Genomic DNA, 21,887 nt, shown 5'->3' with positions numbered 1-21,887 from the left:
CCTAGTTATCATTTCACTTTTTCGTCCAATATCCTGCTCGCGGAAAGAAGTTCGACTATTGTGATAGTAGGCTTTCCCAAGAAGCTCCATTCTAACCAGACCATGCCGAAAAGGCAGTCCAATATTCGTAAGACCGCCATTTCAAAATAAGGAATTCTTGTTCTCTTATTTAAGGAAGCTGCTGAATGAATCTGTTCATGAGCAAAGAAAGAGAAATCAAGATGGGAGGGTCGTCCGGATGAGGCACATGAAGAGTAACCTGCTGATGAGGGACGATCGTAGTTGGTGTGACAATGATAGGTTTCTTGGAACGTGTGCGCAAGGTCTCGTACGGCAAGAGAAAATCCATCGCCTGCATGCCCCAGGCAACAGACGTTGCCATCAAGTAATACGTGCCCGGCTTGACATTGGTAAAACAAAAATCGCCTAACGAGGGCAGCAATGTTCCGTATAAAGGAAGACCTTCTGGAATCGGCTTAGCAAACAATCCAATCAAAATGACGCCTTGAAAAGGCTCTGTGGACTCGATTGTCCCTGCAATGGTCATCGGTCGCTCGGGGGCCGGGTGTAACCGAGTCCACTCTGTCAACTGCTGCAAGGAACGGAGACGGTCTTCTGCTAGCTGAGCCGTTTCTCGAAATTCGCTAGGCGATACCCCGACACGCTCCGTAAAACGGGTAGAGAACGTACCCAGACTCTGCTGACCAATTTCCAGACCAATATCCCGAACACTCATGTTTGTGCGTAGCAGTAAATCCTTTGCTCTTTGGAGTCGCATAGTCGATACGTAATAAAGAGGTGGGAGACCGATTCTTTCTTTAAAAATTCGCGCAAAATGATACTGACTATACGCAACATGATTCGCCAATCGAGAAAGTGGCAAAGGCTCGTCTAAATGCCGATGTATATAAGCAATCACTTCGTCAATTTCGGTATACCTGTCCATCAATCGAGCTACTCCCTCCCTCTTCTGCACAGCGAAATACAGAACGTTTGTTCTGAAATAAAATTTACCATATTTTTCTGAACAATGGAAGGAGTAAATTGCAGCAGTTACGCTTTCGCTTTTTGCAAACGGATTTCGTCCAGAAACGCTTGCATCGTGCTCGTTACAAATGAATCTTTTCTACGAATAAAAACGGTTGTCACCTCATGATAAGGCTCCGGGATGCGATGAATATGAACTGTTCCGCTCTCGACCAAGTGATGTACGGCCGACTTCGGCAAAATGGTAATACCGATCCCAGCTGCTACGCCCCCGATAATGGTCTCAAACGTTCCGAACTCCATCACTTTTTTCGGAATCAAGCCCTCCACCTTCATCCAGGTCTCTAACCGTTCTCGATACCCGCAGCCCTTTTTGTAGAGCAAAAGAGCTTTCCCTGTGATATCACTGGCGGTGAAGGAACTGTTTTTCGTTACCAGCACCAACTCCTCTTGAAACACTTGCTCCTGCTCGATCAAAGGATGGTTGATTGGTCCACTCACGAACGCTCCATCCAGCGCGAGATCCAATACTTTTTGTAGCAAATGCTCTGTCACGCCCGCCTTCAGTGAAAGATCCACATGCGGATACTGGCTGCAATACGAGGATAGCAACCTCGGAAGGGCATTGATCGTCTCGACCATCCCAACCTCCAGCACCCCGGACGGCTCGGAAGCCCGATGGAAGTACTTTTGCATTTCTTCGAATTTGGCGATGATCTCTCGTGAATATTCGAGCAGGCGCTTCCCTTCCGTATTTAAGGTCATGCCTCGCTTGTTGCGATAAAACAAAGGTGTCCCCAGCTCTTTTTCCAGCAGCTTGATCCGCGCCGTCACATTCGACTGAACGTAGCTCAGCTCGGCTGCGGTCTTGCTCACGCTGCCCAATGTGGCGACCATCTGGAATATTTTCAAATCATTGATCTCCACGTTTCTCTCCCTCTTTTCATCCATCACTGAAAATGATACATAAAGTTATTATCAATCATTATACTAACATATTTCCATCCAGTATGATGTGGTAAGTCAACATCTAAGCAACTAAGAGAAAGTTCAAAAAGACGTCTTTTTGAACACATAGGAAAAGGGAGAAATCGCATAATGAACAAGCAACTACTTTTAGGGTCTATTTTCTGCATGGTCGCTAGTATGTCATGGGGGGCGATGTTTCCAGTTGCACACATCGCACTGCAAGAGATCGATCCATTTTACTTCTCATTTCTTCGCTATTTTTTCGTAACGGTCATTTTGTGCGGTTTGCTCTGGGCAAAAGAAGGCTTGTCTGCTTTTCGTTTTGAGGGGCGCGGGAAGTCTCTGCTGTTCTTTGGAACAATGGCGTTTACCGTCTACAATATGGGGGTATTTCTCGGGCAGGATTTGATGGGAGAGCCAGGCACGATTGCCGCGTCCATTATGGAAGTGCTCATGCCGATGATCTCGATTGTACTTTTGTCCATTACCACTAGAAAGCTGCCGCCGTCCTATACGTTGGCGACGATTCTCGTAGCCTTGGTCGGCGCTGTCCTTGTGATTACCAATGGCAATCTTACCTTCTTTACTACTGCAAGTGAGCATTTGATCCCGTTGTTCTTCATTTTCATTGGTGTCGTGGGTTGGGTTGTCTACTCGATCGGCGGCGGGCGTTTTAACACGTGGTCCACGCTTCGCTACTCCACGTTGACGTGTCTCTTGGGAACAGGAGTGAATTTCGTGATTGTCACGACTTCCTCACTCTTTCAATGGCTTCCAGTTCCTACTGTCGAAACGGTGATGTCCATCAAATACGAAATGGCGTTCATGGTTCTTTTACCCGGCTTTGTCGCTCTTTTGAGCTGGAATGCAGGCATTAAGCTGCTCTCTCCGCTCAACGGCATTTTGTTTATCAACCTGGTTCCGATCACGACCTTTGCCATGATGGCGTTTCAAGGATATGAGATCAGCCGTTACGAATTGTGCGGCACCTTGCTCGTGATCCTGGCCCTGATCGGGAACAACCACTTCCAAAGAAAGCAACTCCAATACCGTTCCGTCACCAAGCAACAACCGAGTGGAAGAAAAGTTCCGTCCATGTAAGAAAGAACTACAAAGGTGAAGATTAACTACTGTCGTGCGTCCCACAAAATTTATGGATAGAAATCCAGCTAACCCTGGATCTCTATCCATTTTTTATTTGTTAGGAAAATTGGTTAAATTCGCCATGTTTCGACATAAACGAATTCAGGGTATCCATTAACTATCTAATATATTAACGCTGAGATGCAGACAATGGAGGAACTTTATGGCATGGCGTAACACTATCTCATTCAAAATGATTTTATCGCTGACATGCGTCATCCTCATTACCTTTTCTTTGTTGGGCTACTGGATTTATTCAGAAACACGCGCGTTAATTGTGAGCAATGTTGAAAAAAGTCTCCAGAAGAACAGCGAAAGTATTGTCGCAGATGTAGATGCTCTGTTAGAGGAGAAAGCGGTTCTGGTACGGCAAATGGCGACCAATCAACAGTTTCTCAAGCTGCTTGGTTCCGACCTAGACAGGGATACCGTTCAGACGGATACGCGTTATCAGGATGTGATGGCTTCTCTTGATGCGATAGCTGGCACAGACCCGCTGCTGTCGTTGGTATGGATTGCCCATGAACGAGGGAACTTTTTGTTGGGGAACGGGAAGACACTTTCCAAACCGGATTGGGATATCCAAACACGCCCATGGCATGAAAAGGCTGGAGCAAAGGACGATGTATGGTTTTCCGATCCTTATGTGGATACGATGACTGGTAAGCTGGTTATAAGTGCCATTCTGCCTGTTAAAGACGGAGGAAAAGTCCTTGGATTTGTTGCAATTGACCTCCTGCTGGACAAGCTGCCGGAAATCATGAACGTCTATAAGCTGGGAGAGTCGGGATACAACTTCCTGCTGTCCGACGACAGTACGGTCCTGTATCATCCGCAGACTGAATTGGTGATGAAAGCCAAGTTTACAGAGCAGGAAGGGGATCGAGCCCGTATCGCCACCAAAATGATTAAGGGCGAAAGCGGGATTGAGGAAGCCGAGATCGATGGTGTAAAAAAATATGTTGCCTACTCTCCCATCCCTATAACCGGGTGGTCCGTTGGGGCAACCATTACCGTAAAAGAAGCGCTGGCAGAACTGGAGCAATACAACACGATCCTACTGGTGGGGATGGTTTTATCAGGCAGCGGACTTGTGCTTGTGGTCTATATCTTGACTCGCCGTCTTCTCAAGCGTTTGTTAGGCTTGACTACAGTCCTTCAGGTATTGTCCACGGGCGATTTGACTGTAAAATGGCGTGATTCTTCCCGGGATGAGCTGGGGGTCGCTGCGGATAGTCTGAATACGATGATCGATTCGTTCCGCACTACGATTCAGCAGGCGCATGACACGGTTGCGATTCTTGCAGGCTCTTCACAGCAATTGACGGCAGTCTCGGCAGAAGCCGCACAGATGGGCAACCGAATCGATGCGGCGATGAGAAGTATCATGCAAGGGACAGATTCTCAGCATGAAGGGGCGCAGCAGACGGCGCTCGCGATGAACGAAATGGCGGAAGGGGTCCAACGAGTAGCTACATCTGCAACTGAGGTCTCCGCCTTAACCCAGGACTCGCAGGCAAACGCGGAGCAAGGGAATCTTTTGTTGCAGCAGGTTGTCACCCATATGCACGGCATTCGCAAAACAGTAGGTCAATCCTCAGAAGACATGGACAAGCTGGAACAGATGACCAAACAAATCGGAACCATTGTGGCAGTCATCAATGAGATAGCCATGCAAACGCAATTGCTTTCATTAAACGCCTCGATTGAAGCGGCTCGCGCGGGCGAACACGGCAGAGGTTTCTCTGTTGTGGCGAGCGAGGTGAAAAAGCTGGCGGAACAAACAACGAACTCCCTTGGGGATATCACCAGCATGATACATGATATTCAGTCCATGACAGATAAAGCTGCTACAACCCTTTTATCAGGCGTAGCAGAAGTGGAGCAAGGCGTGCATCTGATCGAGCAGGCAGGAGAAATGGTTGGGGGCATCTACCGAAATATCGTTGAGATTACTGGGCAGACGGAAGAGGTTTCTGCATCTACGGAAGAAATCTCAGCGGGTACGGAGGAAGTGGCTGCCTCCATGAACGAGATCGTCGCGATCAGTCGCTCCGCTTCCGAACATACGCGAGAGGTAAAGCAATCAGTAACATCACAGCTGACAGCGATGAAAGAGATTGCGCAAGCAGCTGAGTCTCTCAGTAATACCGCTGAGCAGCTTCAAGAAAGTCTGTTCCACTTTTCGGTAGAAAATGAGGGCAAGGACCAGAATTCGCAAAAATAATACGAGGTAAAATAGGAAAAGCTTCCTGCAAATACAGGAAGCTTTCCATCCATTTAGCACAGGTGATCTGCATAGTGTCGTGCCAGCACCTTCGTCGTTTCAATCCAGAGCTTGCGGTGCAAAATCGTCGGCCCCAATCTTCTTTCCATAAACCGCAGCATGGGCTCGTTGTCATGCTCGATAAAGCAAATGCCAAAAGGAAACGTTGGCTGCGCCTGTGCAATTGTTTTCATCAAAAGCGTAATTCCTCTTGCCTGCTTCTGATACTTTTCCTGGACAAACATCGTTTTGTATAAAAGCAGATTCCCGGCCATTCGCTGTACGATTACCCAGCCAATGACTTTCCCCTGATAACGCAAGCCTGTACTGTAATCGGGATCGAATTTTCCTTCTTCAAAAAATGGCGACAAAAGCGACGTGTACCATTGCCCTTCACCTTGCTCAATTTCCAGACGCTCTGCTGGGGTCAGGTCTTTCCACGGAAAGAGGGTAAAACCTTCAGGGAGAGACAGCCTCTCTACCCACTGGCACTCCCCTAGCCGCATCGAGCCGAGTGTGTACATATAGGTTTTTACCTTTGGCAACTGCCAGTCTTCCCTGATCGCAATTTTGGAGAGCCATGGAAAATCTTGTGCTTTGATGAAACCAGCAAACTGTCCGTCGCTGATGCCTTGCTCTCTCATTTTTTGCTCAGCGTGCCACAACAGCTTCATACCCATTCCCCGCCGTTGATGCCCCTCTGCTACCACAAGCTCGATGATCTTGGCCTGTCCTTCGCTTACAGCAGATCGCCCCAAAACGATGCCCGCAGGCTGATTGTTGTTAGAAGCCCCGAATCCCCAAACAGATGAACTGTTGATCTGGTCCAGCCACTCCAGGTGCTTGGGGTGCACCAACGATTTATACGCCCGTGCAGTGCTAGCAGTCAGTTCTTCTAGTTGCAATGTTCGTACCTCCTCGATGGACTTTGGCTTACTCATTGCTTGGGTTTTACAGGTGCTGTTGCTGTACCTTGTATGAGGTTCCCAGCCTTATCCCTTATGAAGCCTGGCTCAAAGGAAACCTTGCTCTGTTCTGTGATGAGAGCCCCGAACATGTTGTAGAACGTATCCTGAAACGTTACGCGAATGGTGTTTCCTGACACCTGGAATCTGGCATACCCCGTCACTTCTCTCTTGTCGTCAAAATTCCCGGAAGGTGAGAATAACAACCGCAAATTGGGATTTGGGTCATTACGAAGTGGCTCTGACGCCGACAATGTATAGGTTGTTCCCTCTTCGGTAACGGCTGGGGACAATTGTGGGTTTGTAGCATCAAACCCGACACCGATCTCCTCTGTATCCAGCAAATCTTGGCCGCGATACAGCTTGAACACTGCATAAGAGTTGTCATCTTCTGTAACCGCTGGTTTGGCCTTAAACGTCACTCCATATTCTCCATGGGTCATTTCCAGTAAAGACTCGTCGACCTCGACGGTGATGTACTCCTTTTCATTGATGACAAAACGATCCAACTGCTTGTCATAGTTGTACGAAAGAGGCTGATTTTTTACAGATACCTCAAGATATTCGCTCAATGCCCTTTTGTCCATTGCTGGCTCCCATTTGTCGCCAATCGTAACTTGACGGTTCTGAGTCGGAGCAATCGGCAGCTCGATCTTCGCATCTGGCAAACGATCTACGCGTGGATTGTTGAACAACATTTGTGCTTTTTCTACATAGGACATCCAGTGTGTTTTTTCTGGACCTTCTCGCAGAAGCTCGACCTTCGAATAGGCTGCGTCGATCATTTCCTGCGTGACCTTGGGCCTTAGTTCGATCATATCATTCGTTGTAAAAAGTCCCTCAACTGCTCGCTTCACTTCCTCCGGGAGATTATTCCCTTGATCAAATAGCTCCTGTGCTTTTTGAATGTCTGCCAACAGCAATACCTTGGCCTCCGAACCATCCTTTAGCTTATCTACCTTTTCTTTCGCTGCATGAATCGTGCTTTGTGTCACTTCCGGTTTTAGCGCTGCCAGGTTTGCATCGGTGAACAGGTCACGCACGGCTTTTTTGGCATCAACGAGCAGCAAGTCGTCATACTGGTCCTGTGCCTTCTCGATATCGGCAAGCAGACCAGGCTTTTCCTGCACGCTATTATCCAGACCTTCGACCAGCTTCTTGGCATCATCGATCTGTTTCTGGGTCGTTCCTTCCCGCAGCTCCTCTTTCTTTCCATCCGTAAACAACTCTTCGACAGCTCTCTTCGCCTTTAGCAGAGCCGGGATCGGTGGAGGATCGATTGGGGACGGAATCACAATGACGGGGTCTCTGAAACGGATGGAAAAACTGTCACTTGTGACATCTTTCTGTGCCCGCTTGATGTTTCGCTTGTCGATCGTGAAGCTGACCTCTTTTACAGTGTCCGCGACGGTATGCTTTTTGGCCTGTCCCGTAAACAAAATGATGAGCTCGTCATCGCTCTCTTGGTTGACCTCAATATCCAGCCCCTCAGGCAGATTATGTACTTTGATATCATCGGCTGATAGTTCACCAAGGAACTTGCCATTTGATAGCTTGAGCGTTTGTTTGGCTGTGATGCTGCCATCATTTGCCCCCGCCTCTTCTATCACTGTCTCGCTGACAGAAAGCGCTGGCAAATCAGGCAGCTCGGCTCCATCTACGGCTATCTCAAAGACGGCTTCTGCATCGTCCATTTTTGCTGTAATTTCAACGAGTCCTTCGTTCTTGGCTGTTACCTTGCCCTCGATGTTGACGGACGCAATTCGTTTATTGCTAGAGCTCCAGAGCAACTCCCGTTTCATAACGATACGATTATTTTCATCGAATGCAACGGCGACCAGCGGCAACGATTTATCCGTACGATCTTTGGTAGATAGCTGGGCATCCTCTGCGACCGCTACCAGCTCGATCCGCTCTGCTTTTGTCCCTTTTTCGGCAATCACGTATGGTTCAAATTCTTCTTCTTCACCGTCATACTGCAAGCGCAGGGAAACCGTCTGTTCTTTTTTCGTGGCACGAATCGGTGAAAAGCTGAGCAATACAAGCTGCTCTTTCTCTAGCCAAATAAAATTTATGATTTTGATCCGTGTAGGATTTCGATCATCTATAGCGGCCGTCAAGCGGAAATTCTTAGCAGCAGGTGCCTTGTCTGGAGCATTCTCCAATCGATAGGCAATAAATCCATTCGTCGCTGTGTGCCCCTCTGACTCTAGCAAGGACTCCCATGACTGGTTCTTTTCTACTACTACTTCCTCTGATGCCTCTCGTACTTCCCCATCCGTTTGCTCTTCTGCTACTGAAGCGCTGGCTGTCCCGATTGTCTGGATTTCTTTAATCGGATAGGAAACGGCTGCATAGGCATTGCCGACAAAAGAAAGCAAAAAACCCGTAGATACAACCGCTGTTAGGATTGTTTTGGCTTTTGGCTGCTGTTTGCCCATATGTAAATACCCCCTCTTTTTCTTTTGTATGACAAAATCATGCAAACTAATGCTATCAGAGGAGAAAGTGAAAAAAACCTAACAAAAGTTAGGTTTTTGACGTTCTTTTTTTAGATCAGTAACAGATCGATAAAAGATGCTTGATCCAGATTCCCGAAAAACTCCTGAAGATTGATGGCGGCGAGTCTCTCACTGATTGAGGAGCGATCGTACGGCGTATCTCGCAGCAATGCTTCCAGCTCCGCTATATCACGTACACCGAAGAAATCTCCGTATATCTTCGCTTCTTTCATTTTGCCTTTTTCAATATCAAGCTGGATCTCCACGGTTCCGATATCAAAACGTTTGGATTGACGGTAATTGCTTTTCGGTGACTTGCCGTAGTTCCACTCCCAAGTCTGGTAACGGGAACGGGAAAGCTCGTGAATGTTCTCCCAGTCCTTTTCAGTCAGCTTGTATTCTTCGATCTCTCCTTCTCCAAAAATCGAACGGAGAACCGCCAGACGGAACTCTTCAATGGTCATCTTCGTCTCCAAAAACTCTGAGATGTTGGCGACACGGCTGCGAATCGATTTGATCCCTTTGGACTGGATCTTCTCTGCGTTTACTTTGAGAGCAGACACGACGTTTTCCATCTCCGAATCAAAAAGCAGCGTGCCGTGGCTGAACATGCGTCCTTTGGTCGAATACTGTGCGTTGCCAGAAATTTTCCGTTCCCCGACCTGTATGTCATTTCGTCCTGTCAGCTCTGCTTCTACCCCTAATGTTTTCAAGGCTTGTACCACTGGAGCCGTGAATTTGCGGAAATTGTGGAAGGACTCACCGTCATCATTCGTAATAAAACTGAAGTTGAGATTGCCCAGATCGTGATAAACAGCACCACCGCCAGACAGTCTGCGAACGACGTGGATATGGTTTTCTTCTACATAAGTCGCATTAATCTCCTCAATAGTGTTTTGGTTTTTTCCGATAATAATAGAAGGTTCATTGATATAAAACAGCAAGTAGTCTTCACTGTTGGGCAAATGCTTCAGGGCGTACTCTTCAATCGCCAAATTGATGCGCGGATCTGTAATCCCTTGATTATCGATGAATTTCATGAGAGGGCCTCCATCCGTAAGCGTTCTATCTTCCTAATCATACCACTTCCTATCTGTCTGTACTGCTTTCGAATCTGCTCATGTATGAAGCATTGTTTCCTAATCTAATATTTTTTGCTGATTTTTTGAAAATCCTCTATAAAAACGTTTACATATTGTCGATAATTGACGTAATCTAGGGGCAATCATTTGGTGTTTTCTTTTCTAGATAAAATACTATGGATCAACGAGGTGTTCTTTATGAAAACAGCCAAGTTCTCCCGTTCAAGCTCTCTGCGAACTAAGCTCGTCCTGTTATGTCTCCTGCTATTGGCACTTCCTTGCCTTAACATCGGAATTCAGGGCTATTATTCTGCAAGCTACAGCTTGGACGACTTGGGCAGCCGCATCTTAAAAAATAACGTGAACTTGACGATTGAAATGATTGATGTTCTCCAGAAACAGGTCGAAGCTGGAAAAATCAGCAAAGAAGATGCACAAGAGCAAGTAAAACTTCACATCCTCGGCCCCAAACAGTCGGATGGAACCCGCTCGATTAACAAAAATGTCGATTCGGGTGCCAGTGGATACATGTTCGTTCTGGATGAGAAAGGAGTCATGCTGGCCTCTCCTTCCATTGAGGGGAAAAATCAATGGGATACAAAAGATTCTGACGGTGTCTTTTTTACCCAAGAAATGATTAAGCGCGGTCAGGAAGGTGGTGGCTTTACATACTATCAGTGGTCGAAGCCATCGGAGCCCGATGTTCTCTATCCGAAAATCGCCTACTCCAAGCTAGACCCGCACTGGGGATGGATCGTAAGCGCAAGCAGCTACATGGAAGACTTTAATGCCGCTGCTGAAAGTGTACTGGCTGATTTGCTGATCGTGCTGGGAATCTCCTTGATCGTCGGATTCATCGTCTCGTGGTATGCCTCCGGGTTCATTTCCAGACCTATTGCCCTGGTTGCCGAGCGCGTGAAAGAAATTGCCGGTGGTGATCTGTCCGGGAAAGACATCGTCGTAAAAAACCGTGATGAAATCGGACAATTGGTCCATGACGTCACCCATATGACAGAGAATTTGCGCGAGCTCATCTCTCGTGTCCGCACCAGCTCTCTGCATGTCGCTTCTACCTCTGAGGAGCTGACGGCGAGTGCAGAACAGACGAGCAAGGCAACGGAGCAAATTGCCGTCACGATGCAAGAGATCGCTGTCGGAGCAGAAGATCAGTCCAAAACGATCGATGGAACGGTCAAGACGATCAACGACATGTCCTCGAGTCTGCAACAAATTGCATCCAGCTCCGAACAAGTCTCTCTGACAGTCGATACAACGAACATGCTGGTCTCAAACGGCAATGAAGCGATTGACGGTGCCATCGCTCAAATGAATTCCATCAACACTACTGTCCAAGAGCTGGCAGAATCAATCAAAATGCTTGGTCACCGCTCTTCAGAAATCAGCAACATTGTTGAGGTCATTACATCCATTGCCGAACAGACGAACCTGTTGGCGCTAAACGCTGCGATTGAAGCGGCTCGTGCTGGAGAGCATGGACGTGGATTTGCTGTCGTCGCCAATGAAGTACGAATCTTGGCCGAGCAATCAGCAAAATCTACGCAGCAGATTAAAGACCTCATTAGCGCGATTCAAGTCGATACGAACAAAGCCGTATACGTGATGGAAACAACGACATCTGAGGTTTCGGCTGGAATCGAAGTCGTACATGAAGCTAGCAAGGCCTTCCAGGAAATTTTGTCTGGAACGACAGAAGTAGCACGTCAAATCCAGCAAGTTACCACAGCCACTCATCACATGACAACCGGAGCAGAGCAAGCTGTCCATTCCATTGAAGCGATTGCCACCACTGCGGAGACAACGGCTTTCGGAACACAAAACATTTCTGCTGCCGCTGAACAACAATTAGCCTCTATGGAGGAAATCTCGTCCTCTGCTGCTTCCCTGTCAAAAATGGCGGACGAGCTGCATGAATCGATTCAACAGTTTAAGGTGTAAGAATCATCTCTGAAACGAAAAAGGCTGCCTTTGCTGGTCACCCCTGACCTCGCAAACGCAGCCTTTTCCTCTCCCTATCAGCCTATTTAGACCCGAGGTGGTTGCTCCGCTTCCCACGCAATCGAAATCGTCGTCCCCTGCCCGACAGCTGTTTTCACCTCGATTGAACCACCAAATGCTTCCACTAATGCCTTTGTAATGACCATCCCTAGGCCAGAGCCTTCCGTGCGGGACTCGGTGTCTGTGCCACGATAATACCTCTCAAATAGTCGATCTGCTGTTTCTTCATCCATCCCGCTACCATTGTCGCTAAAAATGAGCAAAGCTGTAGCTGGCCCGACTGCTTGTACGCTGATGGACAAAATCGTACCGCTCTCGTTGTGAATCAAGGCATTGGCAACCAGATTATCCACGATACGCTGAAACCAGGGCTTGTAGATGAGCATGTAAACAGGTTCGGGAGAGGGAGTAAACCGGATGCAGCCTTCCAGGTACAACGGATGTTTTGCTGCTTCCGTAATGGCTTCAGCTGTACAACCATTCAAGTCAACGAGCTCGACCGTAGGAGCACCTTGTCCGTTCCTCAATCGATACGTCAACGCCAAATCGTTGATCAAGTCTTCCATATACGCTGACTTGTCCAAAATAATTTTGGCGAAGGTATGTACCTCTTCTGCCGTCCACGTATACTCGGCATTCCCTAATAGATGCGCGTACCCTTTGACAGAGGACAGCGGCGTTTTCAGATCATGGGAAACGCCCGCGATCCACTCATTTCTCAATTGCTCCGTTTCATGACGAAGCTTTTCGTTGCGGTTAAGCGTTTGCGACAAGGAGTCCATCGAATCGATTACATCTTGGTAGATACGGTATTTGCGCTTTCTCTTCCCTCGCTTGTCTTGGCTGAGCGGAACACCATCCGCATTGGCAGGCTCCTCGTACTGCCCCCCACGCAGAAAGGTCAGCCACCGTAATACGTGAACAATCGGTGCGCCAAATCGCTGTCCGAACAAGTAGGACACAATCCCGAAGACGAGCATCGCCGACAAGAGCAACATGCCCATCCCGATATATAGGGCCTTACTTTCCGGTGTCAAAAGCGGTTCTTCCCCGGGAGTCGTTCCTGGCAACGGATAACTGAGTACCCAGGTTTGGCCGCTTTTTTGATCATAATGCGATACGATTGTTGCTCCGTAGCGATCCGGGTATATCGAGCGCAGCGCCAGTTCTTCCACCGTGAAATCCTTGATTGCTTTTGCAGGCTTATTAAAGGATGCCAGCTCTCCCCCTTTCGGATCTAGGAGCTGCACCCAGCCCGCTTTCCTCTTCAATTGATTTTGGATGCTTGGAGGAAGCAGGATCTCGTTATTTTTATGATCCGCCGCCTCGATCACCTGTTGCAAGAAGTCGTCATCGCGGTTCGTCATCCCATACAGCAAGGTGTGAACCACGCCGTCTTTTTCCTGTATCCATAACGATAGCTGATAGGGGAACGGGCTTTTTCGGAGCCAATAAGCCGTTAATTGGCCAGGACCGTAGTAGCTGGGTACGTCAGGCGGGGTAAAGAAAGAGTCCGTGACATACCCCTTTTCATCAATCCGCTGAAGCCAGCCTCCGCTATCTCGCACCTTCTCCAACAGCTTCGGGTCAAAGCGGATATCCTCTCCCTCTACTTCTATGGTCTGAATCAGCCTCTGCAAGCCGACGCTCTCAAATTCACGTGTGGACTGTACTTTTGACATTTCTTCAAGCGTCCAATATAACGTAAACCCAGCTAGCATAAAGAGAATGAGGCCAACCAGCACCAACCACATGACCAGATGGAGCGCAATTCTGCTCTTAATATTCATAAGGAAGGCCCTTTTTCACCATTTTGTACCCGAGTCCCCTGACGTTCACCAAAAACTCTGGCTGTGCTGGATCGGGCTCGATGCGCTCCCGAATCCGATGGATATGTACCATGATGGTGTTGTCGTCACGTAAGCTATTCACGCCCCATACTCGTTCGTACAGCTCGCTTTTCGAAAATATCCGATTCGGATTTTTGCACAAAAATAGCAACAGTTGAAAAACAAGGGACGGACAAGGAATGACTTTCCCCTCCACACAGAGCTCCCCTGCTGCTTCATGGACTTGAAACCGCCCAAAATCATAGACCCCTTGAACGGGTGCTGTCGGTACAGCCGCGTTCGTTTTGCGTGTACGGCGAAGCAATGCCTTGATGCGTGCAACGATTTCCATCGGGTTAAACGGCTTCGTCACGTAATCATCCCCGCCAACGGCAAATCCGGTTAGCTTGTCAAAATCGGTATCTCTCGCACTCAAGAACAGAATCGGCGCCTCCGTCAGACGGCGGATGAATGGGCACGCTTCTATGCCGCTCATATTCGGAAGCGTTACGTCCAGAACGATCAGGTCATAGCTTTTTCGTTCGCATGCACAGAGCGCCTCCTCGGATGTTTTCACCTTGTCGATCGAGTGGAATCCTTCTTTGTGCAGTACGGTCTCAAGCAATTGGAGAATCGCTTGCTCATCGTCCACAAGAAGGATAGCTGCATCTTTCACGATCACTTCGCTCCTTTTGCGCTTTTGCGTTATCCTCCATTTTATCATGCGTAGTGTCGGTACGCGTCCGCAACAACCTTAACGGAATCATAATTTTGCCGCGACAAATTTAAGCATCCTGTAAGCTAGCGTTTCATGTCCGATAAGAGTGGCTTTCTATAATGAAACGAGCACTTAGAACAAGATAGGAGTGGCGACATGAAAAAAGTTTGGATTTCACTTGTAGGAGCAATTCTTTTGACAGGATGTACTGCGCAATCAGAGTCAACCGCAATCCCCTCTACTACTGAATCCCTCACAAAAGAAGGTGCAAAGACGATGATGGATCAAGCGGAGTCTATTGTGCAAGCTCTCCTTAACGGAAAAATAGGGGAGGTATATGAGCAAACAAGCCCGTCATTCAAACAGCAGGTTTCAAAAACACAGTTTGTAGAAGGGTATACTGCTTTTAGCTCGGGGTTGAAGTCGTGGAATCAGCATTCCCACACGTCCGTAAACGGCAGCTATTATGGTACCTGGGTGGATCAGGACGCCAAACGGGGCCTTGTCCTTACGACGGATGAAAAAGGAATCATTACGGGTGTTTTATTAAAGCCGCTGCAAAGCTACCCTGACACCGACAATGCTTTGACAAAGCTGGCGTATAGCGCACCGTTTACAGGTGAGTGGTATGTGTTTTGGGGAGGTCAGAATGTCCTTTCAAACTATCACTACGAGGTGAAGAGCCAACGCTATGCATACGATCTGATTCAGGTCAAAGACGGATTATCCTACAAGGGGGATCCTGCGAAAAACGAGAGCTATTTCGCATTCGGGCAAGAAATACACGCACCGCAGGCAGGAACTGTCGTACATGTCGTCCATGATCTCAAGGATAATGTCCCTGTCGGAACGATGAACGCACAAGAGCCCGCTGGCAACGTCGTCATCCTCGATCATGGCAATGGGGAATTCAGCTACTTCGCCCATTTGAAGGAAGGCTCCGCAAAGGTAAAGGTTGGCGATCGTGTGGAGAAAGGGGATTTGCTTGGGCTATGCGGCAACTCTGGCAATTCCAGCGAGCCTCATCTGCATTATCAGGTCTCTGACGGCAAAGATTTGTTCCAGAGCAAATCCATTCGCGTGCAGTGGGAGAACGGATTGAATCCGCGTCAAGGTGAAAGCATTACCGCGAAGTAAATCGTATAGCTGTTAGACAGCGGCAGTCCATCTCTTTGTCTTGTATCCAAAGAGATGGACTGCCGCTTCTTTTTAGAGGACACTATCATACTCCATTATCTTGGCAGTCTGTTCTGCTACTTCCGCACCTACTAATCGTTTGATTTTACTCCTTTTTGCCCGATAATAAGCCTACTTCTGCTTTTCGCGAACATCTCTAGTTTTTTTAGCTGTAGGATTCTGCTAGAGTCATTGATAGAAGATAAATAATGATGGAGGAGGTCCGCTGTCTGATGAGTACCAGCCCGAATATTATAGAGGTCGCGTCCCTCATAGGAGAACCATCCCGCGTCGCCATCCTGATCAGCCTGATGAACGGCAAGGCACTCCCCGCCAGTGAACTCGCACGAAACGCAAAGGTCACCCCCCAAACGGCAAGCACGCATTTGGCAAAGCTGGTGGAAGGCGGTCTTTTGGTCAGCGAGTCACACGGTCGACATCGCTACTATCGCCTAGCCAGCCCTGATGTCGCCCATGCCCTGGAATCGTTAATGACGATCGCAGCACCTAAGCCGGTTCGTTCCTTGCGCGAGTCTGACCAATTGCGAGCCATCCGCTATGCGCGTACCTGCTACGACCATCTCGCTGGTGAAGTAGGCGTTGCCCTGACGCAGAAAATGCTGGAGATGCAGTTGATCGAGGCATCCGATCAAGATTACGTGCTCAGTGAAGCGGGAAAAATCAAGCTGCAATCACTCGGCGTAGACCTTGTGGCCAAACCAAAGAGCAGACGTCGCTTTGCCCGTCCGTGTTTGGATTGGAGCGAGCGTCGCCATCACTTGGCAGGTAGCCTCGGAGCCTCACTCACCAACCGATTTTTTGAGCTTGGCTGGATCGAGCGAGTGCCAGGAGGGAGGGCCGTCCGTGTCACGCCGTTAGGCAGCTCTGGTTTTATGACCGAGTTCGGACTGCAAGTAGATGAATGCAAAAAGCACAGCTAGCTACTCTGCCAGCTGTGCTTTTTCACTTACTTGTCTTCGCGGGGCAAACGTCCAGTTCACCAGGAAGATCCCTGCGAAAATCAACAATCCCCCCACATACACATGCCATTGCACTACCTCACCCAGCAACACCCACCCTGACAAAACACCGAAGAACGGAGCGAGGAACAAAAAAGCACTCGTCCGGCCCGGGTCTCCGTGATTCAGCAAGTAAAACCACGTCGCGAACTGCACAATGGAAGCCATGATCGCAAGCCATACGACGACGAACACAGCGGTCGGCGTCACAATCAGCTTCGGCGTTTCCAGCGTGACCCCCATCACGAGGAGTAGAATTCCTCCGAACAGCATCTGATAAGCTGTCAGCACCCACACATTGAAGCGGACTCCCCACCTTTTAACGAGAATCGTAGCCATTGACCACGCAAGAGCGGACCCGATCCCAAACAGCGTTCCCGTCTCCCATTGCAGGTGGAAGCCAAGCGTGATGAACACCCCTACCAGTCCAACCAGAACCCCCATCCATTGCGTCAGTCGATAGGATATTCCGAGAAACAACGTGCCCCATATGACCACAAGCAGTGGGTTCATAAACGTCAGGATCGAGGATTCACCCGCTGTGATCGTACGCAGACTCAAAAAGATACACCCCATGACGGCTGCCGTCTGCAAAAAACCGATCAGACACAGCTTCCCCCAGTCACCCGCCGTCTTCGGGAGCGGCTTTTTCCATACCCACGCTCCCATGATCAGTCCTGCCAGCGTAAAACGCAGTCCTACCAGCAGCAATGGTGAAAAATAGGCCAATCCAATCTTTCCTACCGCAAAAGACGAACCCATCAATGAAGTCGTCACGACGACAAGTATCCCGAACAAAATTCGATTCATGGCGTTGTTCCCCCGTTTCAGGCAAGCTACTTGCTTCTTCTTACATGCAGTGTACCTGACGGTTAGTTCGATGAGGATCGAAGTGTGCAAAAGATTTACAGTCTGTACTTCTCCACCAGCTTGATCCCGATTTGATTCAGCAAGACAGCGAGCACCTTCCAGACCGCTCGACGATAAAACGGCAAATGTTTGACATACACCGCTGTAAATTCCGGTTCTCCCTCGGCTCCCCTGTCCGCTTTGAATGCACCTACACCCGCACTTTGATGGAGCAGAATGCCCTTGCTCTGTGCTTCTTGTACCAAGAGGCACGACAGCATCCGATACAGCCCGGTCTCTTTGGGGAGTGTCGTATCATAGCCAAATAGCGGTGTCGTCATCACACCATTTCGTTCAAAATAGCCAAGAATGCCGTCCAGCTGTCCGTCTTTTTCCAAGCCGATGAGGGTCAATGTCCTCTTTTGCATCGCCAGTCGGACGAACTCCACCGAAAACTGTGGATTATGCCGGGAGTATTTATCCAGATACAGCGCGTTATATAAAGCAACGATTCGCTCGACATACTGTTCTCCCAGCTCCTCATGACGCAGGATACGATAACCCGATTTGGCAAGCATTTTTCGATCGCGGTTGAGCGTATTGCGGACCCGCCACTTGCCCTGTGCGGGCCAGTCGGGATGAAAGAGGTAGACGTAGCGGCTGGGGACCATGAGATAGCCCTTTTCTACGAGCCCCTTGTGAAAATCCGGATACAGCCTGCGACAAACAGATCGAAACGCGATGATATGACTAGGGAACTTTTGGATGCAGCTTTCCGTGATGTCCTTTACTTCCTCTGCACGCACATCATGATACAGATTCGTCGATAACAGCCAATTGTTGGCGATGACCATTTTGTTGCATTGGCTTTTTTTCATCCAGCGTCCAAGCCCTGTAAGTACAGTCGACAGCGCCTGCCTCAGCACCGCTGAGTCGAGCATAACTAGCTCTTCCTTCGCATACGTCACGTAATGGGTAAACACCGAACTGACATACGAATTATCGTACTCGGTATCGTTCACCGTTATGGGCATGATCCGATCACCTACACGGAGTGCATCCATCCGTGTCTGTACATTTTGCACATAGCGGGATGGTTGTTCCGTCATCATGGGCAACAAGTAGCTTTTGACGTAGTCGGCATCCTGCGCCTGTTCCCAAGGGATTTGCCCCGCCGAAGTCCCTTCATACCATTCAATCAATGGCCTGCTCACCTGGAACAAACATCCTTTCTACTCGCCGCAGTTTTTTCGTACCGAGATTCAGTTCGTACGGTGCGAACACAATCGCAGGCAATTGTCCTTGCTGATCGGCAATGATTCGCTCAAGACTTTGGCGTACTCGTTCCTGATCACGCATGGACGGTCCTTCCCCATCCTTCATGAGCAGTGCTATCTCAACTTGCTCGTAGCTTAGCTGCCGTACCGTATACTCTTCAATCGCATCAGACGAGGTAATGACGGCACGCCGGATGAAATCTGGAAAGACTGATATCCACCGCGCTTCGTTTTCATGGCGAAAAACAAACAGATCATCTGCCCTGCCCTCAATCGATTCCAGCGCCATAAACACCGAGCCGCATGGACATGGCGTACGCTTTTTCGTCAAAATGTCGTTCAATCGATAACGGATAATCGGCTGTGTCGTCCTGGAAAAGTCTGTGATGATCGGAAAGAATCGCTCCTTTTTCTCATCGAGATATTCCTTTTCCACCACCACGAGGTCTTCATTGACATGCAACGTCCCGTGTGAGCAGCTTGTCGCAAGCAGACCTTCTGTGCATTGATAAATTTGATGCACGATTTGCCCGAACACTTCTGCGATGTACGTTTGATCCAACGGGTCCAGCACTTCCGCCACCGAGATTACCTTGATCGGAGATATCCGCAATTTCCCCTGACGCTGGGCAGTCGCGAGCATTCTCAACATCGAGGCTGGCGCAACCACCACCGTCGGCTGATACTGATTCAGATGTTCAAGGTGCTGATCAAGCGGTATTTGCAAATCGAAGAACGAGAATTGAATGCGACGCCTGTTGACCGCTGTATACAGGTTGCTATTCGCTCGCAAGAAAAAAGCAATCCGATGCTTCGACCATAGCTGACCAGGCAATGCTTTCGCCAAAATCACCCCTGCCCATTTCGCCTGCTCCTGCGGTCCCACGAGAAAAAGCCCACGATTGCCAGATGTCCCAGAAGACAAGCCTACGGTCACGCCGTTTAATTGGGGAGTGAAATTGCGTGTCGTTTCTGCTTTCAGTGCAATCGCAAATGCTTCTTCCTTCTTGATCCCGCACGTATTCAGCTCGTCAAAATGGTCCATCATGCTCTTTTTATCGATCGGCTCCATCTGTCTCCATTGTTTTGGTGTTCCCAATCTCTTTCGGTAAAAAGGAGAAGCTGGCAAAATGCGAGTCAACATTGCTCTGACCTGCGCTTCTTGCCATTTCACCAGCTGCTCACGCGAGGAAAACCGACGGGCAAGCCACTTCGTTTTTACATACTGCTTCAAGATCGTCATGATCTCCATGTGAACGCTCCTCTACTGGCCTGCCAGACATCCCCGCAGTGTGTCGGCATGATTTTCATGTCGGGACGTCGGCGGGATAGCACATGCAGCCTGTGCAAATGCTCGCGATACGCCTGTCGATCCGCCATGATCAACATAGCCAGCGGGTGAGGCAACAGGTTGCCACGATAGGCCTCACTCGACCAAGCAGCATCCGCGCACAAAAATACATCCCCATGATCCCGATCACGCAGGAACACACCAAACTGACCGAGTGCATGTCCGTTCAGATCGACGATGTACAGACTTTGATCCGCAAACAAATCGTAGCCTTCGGTGTATGGCGCGTAAGCTTCAGGCAATGCCACAAGCTCTCCTCGATCAATGAAAGTCACCCGCTCTTCGAAATCGTCAGGCATCAAATCAGGCAAGAACGCCTCCCGCAGCGCCGCCCAACCCGTCTTTCCCTTCACGTGATTGTAGGCACTCTCGAAGCAGTATAGTCGCGCATGCGGAAAATCACGCAAACCGCCGATATGATCTGCATGAAAATGGGAAATGAGAATACCCGCTATGTCTGTCGTATGGATTCCGCGTGCTGCGAGCTGCTCAGCAATACTCTCATGTGCCTTTGAGAATACGGGCGTTATTTTGCCGTACAGCGAATACGGAAGCTTGCTCGTGGCTTCAAAAAAGCGCTGTGAATAGCCCGTATCAAAGAGCAGCAAGCCGTGGACGGGATGCTCGATAAGCCCTGCGATGGCGTGAAACGGAATGTTTTTCATCCGGCCGCCCTTTCGTGAAAACATTTCGAGCTGCTGGCAATAGCCCGTGTCCATCAGCGTCAGTTTAACATCCATCCTGCGTCCTCCACCATTCTGTAAAGGTCTCAATACCTTGGGCAATGCTCACCCGCGGTTCATAGCCCAGATCGCGCTTCGCCTTTGAGATATCCAAGGTTTGTGATTTGGCGAGCACACCGACCGAGTAACGTGTCAAAACCGGCTCGCGATAGCCTAAAACGGTCTTGGAGAGTGTCTCCAGCACCCAAGCTGCGGCATACGCCTTCCAATATGGCAGCTCGCGCGTTTTCAGCGGAATCCCCAAGCGCTGAAACACATCTGACAACACCTCAATCATCGTCACAGGCTCCCCATTTGTAATGTTGTAAGCCTGTCCCCATGTGTGCGCTGGAGAATCCATGCACAAGATCAGCGCGTCCACGACATTTTCCACATACGTCAAATCAATGATCGCCTTGCCTCCATCGATCAGCGGAACGAATTTCTTTTCATTGGCACGGATCAATCTGGGAAGGATTGCATTGTCTCCTGGGCCAAACAAGGCCCGCGGACGAATCGTGATCGTCGGTAGTCCTGCAAGAAACGCCTTGTCGACTTCCAGCTCCGCCTGGTATTTCGTTTGTGCGTATGTATTGGCAAACCGAACGGGCATCGGTTCATCTTCGCGGATTCCCAGCTTGTCGTCAAAAGCAAAATAAATACTTGGCGTCGATACATGGACCAGACGCTGGATGCCGTGCAGCTTGCAGCCCTCGATGACATGAATGGTTCCTGTCACATTCGTCTCGTACATGTCACGGTACGTTCCCCACGGGGAGGAAAAAGCAGCAGCGTGATGCACGATATCCTGATCGCGGCAAGCCTTCACCATGGCTTCTCTGTCTCTTAGGTCTGCCCGAAGGAATCGAATGCCTCGCTCCTGGAATAGCTGGCCGATTCGCTCGTCTCGTCCTTGCGCTGTTACGTCATAGCCCATTTCATGCAGTCGTGTAGCCAGCTTCTGTCCGAGAAACCCAGTCGCCCCTGTTACTAGAACTCGCTTGTTCATTTCTTCCT

The 21,887-nt window shown here is 49.1% G+C and carries 17 protein-coding genes; 5 read left to right on the top strand and 12 right to left on the bottom strand.

The features are described 5' to 3' along the window. Window positions 1-169: 169 nt before the first annotated feature. Both ODZ53_RS17340 and ODZ53_RS17335 read right to left on the bottom strand, forming a co-directional pair. Window positions 170-946 (bottom strand): helix-turn-helix domain-containing protein, encoded by a 777-nt coding sequence (locus tag ODZ53_RS17340; RefSeq protein ID WP_372678653.1) that lies wholly within the window; start codon window positions 944-946, stop codon window positions 170-172. A 107-nt stretch (window positions 947-1,053) separates the two neighbouring features. After that, window positions 1,054-1,914: a LysR family transcriptional regulator gene (locus tag ODZ53_RS17335; RefSeq protein ID WP_064201472.1), complete on the bottom strand. Its 861-nt coding sequence runs from the start codon at window positions 1,912-1,914 to the stop codon at window positions 1,054-1,056. Between the two features lie 171 nt (window positions 1,915-2,085). Here ODZ53_RS17335 and ODZ53_RS17330 point away from each other — a divergent pair, with 171 nt between their 5' ends. Beyond that, entirely contained in the window at window positions 2,086-3,057 is a 972-nt protein-coding gene (locus ODZ53_RS17330; RefSeq protein WP_372678650.1) for a DMT family transporter, read from the top strand. Between the two features lie 205 nt (window positions 3,058-3,262). Further along, entirely contained in the window at window positions 3,263-5,326 is a 2,064-nt protein-coding gene (locus ODZ53_RS17325; RefSeq protein ID WP_372678648.1) for a methyl-accepting chemotaxis protein, read from the top strand. 53 nt (window positions 5,327-5,379) lie between these two features. On the opposite strand, the gene ODZ53_RS17320 is transcribed toward ODZ53_RS17325, so the two are convergent. From ODZ53_RS17320 to lplA, 3 genes are all read right to left on the bottom strand, one after another. Next, entirely contained in the window at window positions 5,380-6,270 is an 891-nt protein-coding gene (locus tag ODZ53_RS17320; RefSeq protein ID WP_372678646.1) for a GNAT family N-acetyltransferase, read from the bottom strand. Between the two features lie 32 nt (window positions 6,271-6,302). Beyond that, complete coding sequence (locus ODZ53_RS17315; RefSeq protein ID WP_372678644.1) at window positions 6,303-8,771, bottom strand: toxin Cry1Ac domain D-VI-related protein; 2,469 nt, start codon at window positions 8,769-8,771, stop codon at window positions 6,303-6,305. 110 nt (window positions 8,772-8,881) lie between these two features. After that, on the bottom strand, window positions 8,882-9,871 hold the full coding sequence (gene lplA / locus ODZ53_RS17310) for a lipoate--protein ligase (RefSeq protein WP_372678642.1): 990 nt from the start codon (window positions 9,869-9,871) through the stop codon (window positions 8,882-8,884). A 240-nt stretch (window positions 9,872-10,111) separates the two neighbouring features. Here lplA and ODZ53_RS17305 point away from each other — a divergent pair, with 240 nt between their 5' ends. Continuing rightward, window positions 10,112-11,869 carry a methyl-accepting chemotaxis protein gene (locus ODZ53_RS17305; protein WP_372678640.1) on the top strand — a complete coding sequence of 586 codons (1,758 nt, stop codon included), beginning with the start codon at window positions 10,112-10,114 and terminating at the stop codon, window positions 11,867-11,869. Between the two features lie 86 nt (window positions 11,870-11,955). Here ODZ53_RS17305 and ODZ53_RS17300 read toward each other — a convergent pair whose 3' ends face one another. After that, window positions 11,956-13,719 (bottom strand): sensor histidine kinase, encoded by a 1,764-nt coding sequence (locus ODZ53_RS17300; protein ID WP_372678638.1) that lies wholly within the window; start codon window positions 13,717-13,719, stop codon window positions 11,956-11,958. Further along, window positions 13,709-14,434: a response regulator transcription factor gene (locus tag ODZ53_RS17295; protein WP_372678636.1), complete on the bottom strand. Its 726-nt coding sequence runs from the start codon at window positions 14,432-14,434 to the stop codon at window positions 13,709-13,711. Before ODZ53_RS17295 ends, ODZ53_RS17300 begins: the two co-directional genes overlap by 11 nt. Window positions 14,435-14,632: 198 nt before the next feature. Here ODZ53_RS17295 and ODZ53_RS17290 point away from each other — a divergent pair, with 198 nt between their 5' ends. Continuing rightward, window positions 14,633-15,613 (top strand): M23 family metallopeptidase, encoded by a 981-nt coding sequence (locus ODZ53_RS17290; protein WP_372678634.1) that lies wholly within the window; start codon window positions 14,633-14,635, stop codon window positions 15,611-15,613. Between the two features lie 272 nt (window positions 15,614-15,885). Beyond that, on the top strand, window positions 15,886-16,593 hold the full coding sequence (locus ODZ53_RS17285) for an ArsR/SmtB family transcription factor (RefSeq protein ID WP_372678632.1): 708 nt from the start codon (window positions 15,886-15,888) through the stop codon (window positions 16,591-16,593). Here ODZ53_RS17285 and ODZ53_RS17280 read toward each other — a convergent pair whose 3' ends face one another. The 5 genes from ODZ53_RS17280 to ODZ53_RS17260 all read right to left on the bottom strand — a co-directional run bounded on the left by ODZ53_RS17280 (window position 16,594) and on the right by ODZ53_RS17260 (window position 21,879). Next, on the bottom strand, window positions 16,594-17,481 hold the full coding sequence (locus tag ODZ53_RS17280) for a DMT family transporter (protein WP_372678630.1): 888 nt from the start codon (window positions 17,479-17,481) through the stop codon (window positions 16,594-16,596). Between the two features lie 95 nt (window positions 17,482-17,576). Continuing rightward, window positions 17,577-18,722, bottom strand: coding sequence for a GNAT family N-acetyltransferase (locus ODZ53_RS17275; protein WP_372678787.1), 1,146 nt, complete (start codon window positions 18,720-18,722; stop codon window positions 17,577-17,579). Further along, complete coding sequence (locus ODZ53_RS17270) at window positions 18,715-20,049, bottom strand: F390 synthetase-related protein (protein ID WP_372678628.1); 1,335 nt, start codon at window positions 20,047-20,049, stop codon at window positions 18,715-18,717. Before ODZ53_RS17270 ends, ODZ53_RS17275 begins: the two co-directional genes overlap by 8 nt. Then, the gene (locus tag ODZ53_RS17265) at window positions 20,037-20,888 is read right to left on the bottom strand and encodes an MBL fold metallo-hydrolase (RefSeq protein WP_372678626.1); all 852 of its coding nucleotides are present in this window, start codon (window positions 20,886-20,888) and stop codon (window positions 20,037-20,039) included. The genes ODZ53_RS17270 and ODZ53_RS17265 overlap by 13 nt, the downstream gene beginning before the upstream one ends. Further along, window positions 20,878-21,879, bottom strand: a complete 1,002-nt coding sequence (locus ODZ53_RS17260; RefSeq protein WP_372678624.1) for an NAD-dependent epimerase/dehydratase family protein — start codon at window positions 21,877-21,879, stop codon at window positions 20,878-20,880. The genes ODZ53_RS17265 and ODZ53_RS17260 overlap by 11 nt, the downstream gene beginning before the upstream one ends. Window positions 21,880-21,887: the final 8 nt, after the last annotated feature.

The sequence above is a fragment of the Brevibacillus sp. BD137 genome (genome assembly GCF_041644655.1).
Taxonomy (GTDB): domain Bacteria; phylum Bacillota; class Bacilli; order Brevibacillales; family Brevibacillaceae; genus Brevibacillus; species Brevibacillus brevis_D.
The sequence above is the reverse complement of the archived record's forward strand: the minus strand, read 5'-3'. Positions and strand labels throughout refer to the sequence as shown.

What these genes read in the sequence shown, in the direction of transcription:
- ODZ53_RS17340 (WP_372678653.1), bottom strand. Translation starts at nt 946, where the DNA reads ATGGACAGGTATACCGAAATTGACGAAGTGATTGCTTATATACATCGG.
- ODZ53_RS17330 (WP_372678650.1), top strand. Translation starts at nt 2,086, where the DNA reads ATGAACAAGCAACTACTTTTAGGGTCTATTTTCTGCATGGTCGCTAGT.
- ODZ53_RS17325 (WP_372678648.1), top strand. Translation starts at nt 3,263, where the DNA reads ATGGCATGGCGTAACACTATCTCATTCAAAATGATTTTATCGCTGACA.
- ODZ53_RS17315 (WP_372678644.1), bottom strand. Translation starts at nt 8,771, where the DNA reads ATGGGCAAACAGCAGCCAAAAGCCAAAACAATCCTAACAGCGGTTGTA.
- lplA (WP_372678642.1), bottom strand. Translation starts at nt 9,871, where the DNA reads ATGAAATTCATCGATAATCAAGGGATTACAGATCCGCGCATCAATTTG.
- ODZ53_RS17305 (WP_372678640.1), top strand. Translation starts at nt 10,112, where the DNA reads ATGAAAACAGCCAAGTTCTCCCGTTCAAGCTCTCTGCGAACTAAGCTC.
- ODZ53_RS17300 (WP_372678638.1), bottom strand. Translation starts at nt 13,719, where the DNA reads ATGAATATTAAGAGCAGAATTGCGCTCCATCTGGTCATGTGGTTGGTG.
- ODZ53_RS17290 (WP_372678634.1), top strand. Translation starts at nt 14,633, where the DNA reads ATGAAAAAAGTTTGGATTTCACTTGTAGGAGCAATTCTTTTGACAGGA.
- ODZ53_RS17285 (WP_372678632.1), top strand. Translation starts at nt 15,886, where the DNA reads ATGAGTACCAGCCCGAATATTATAGAGGTCGCGTCCCTCATAGGAGAA.
- ODZ53_RS17280 (WP_372678630.1), bottom strand. Translation starts at nt 17,481, where the DNA reads ATGAATCGAATTTTGTTCGGGATACTTGTCGTCGTGACGACTTCATTG.
- ODZ53_RS17270 (WP_372678628.1), bottom strand. Translation starts at nt 20,049, where the DNA reads ATGGAGATCATGACGATCTTGAAGCAGTATGTAAAAACGAAGTGGCTT.
- ODZ53_RS17265 (WP_372678626.1), bottom strand. Translation starts at nt 20,888, where the DNA reads ATGGATGTTAAACTGACGCTGATGGACACGGGCTATTGCCAGCAGCTC.
- ODZ53_RS17260 (WP_372678624.1), bottom strand. Translation starts at nt 21,879, where the DNA reads ATGAACAAGCGAGTTCTAGTAACAGGGGCGACTGGGTTTCTCGGACAG.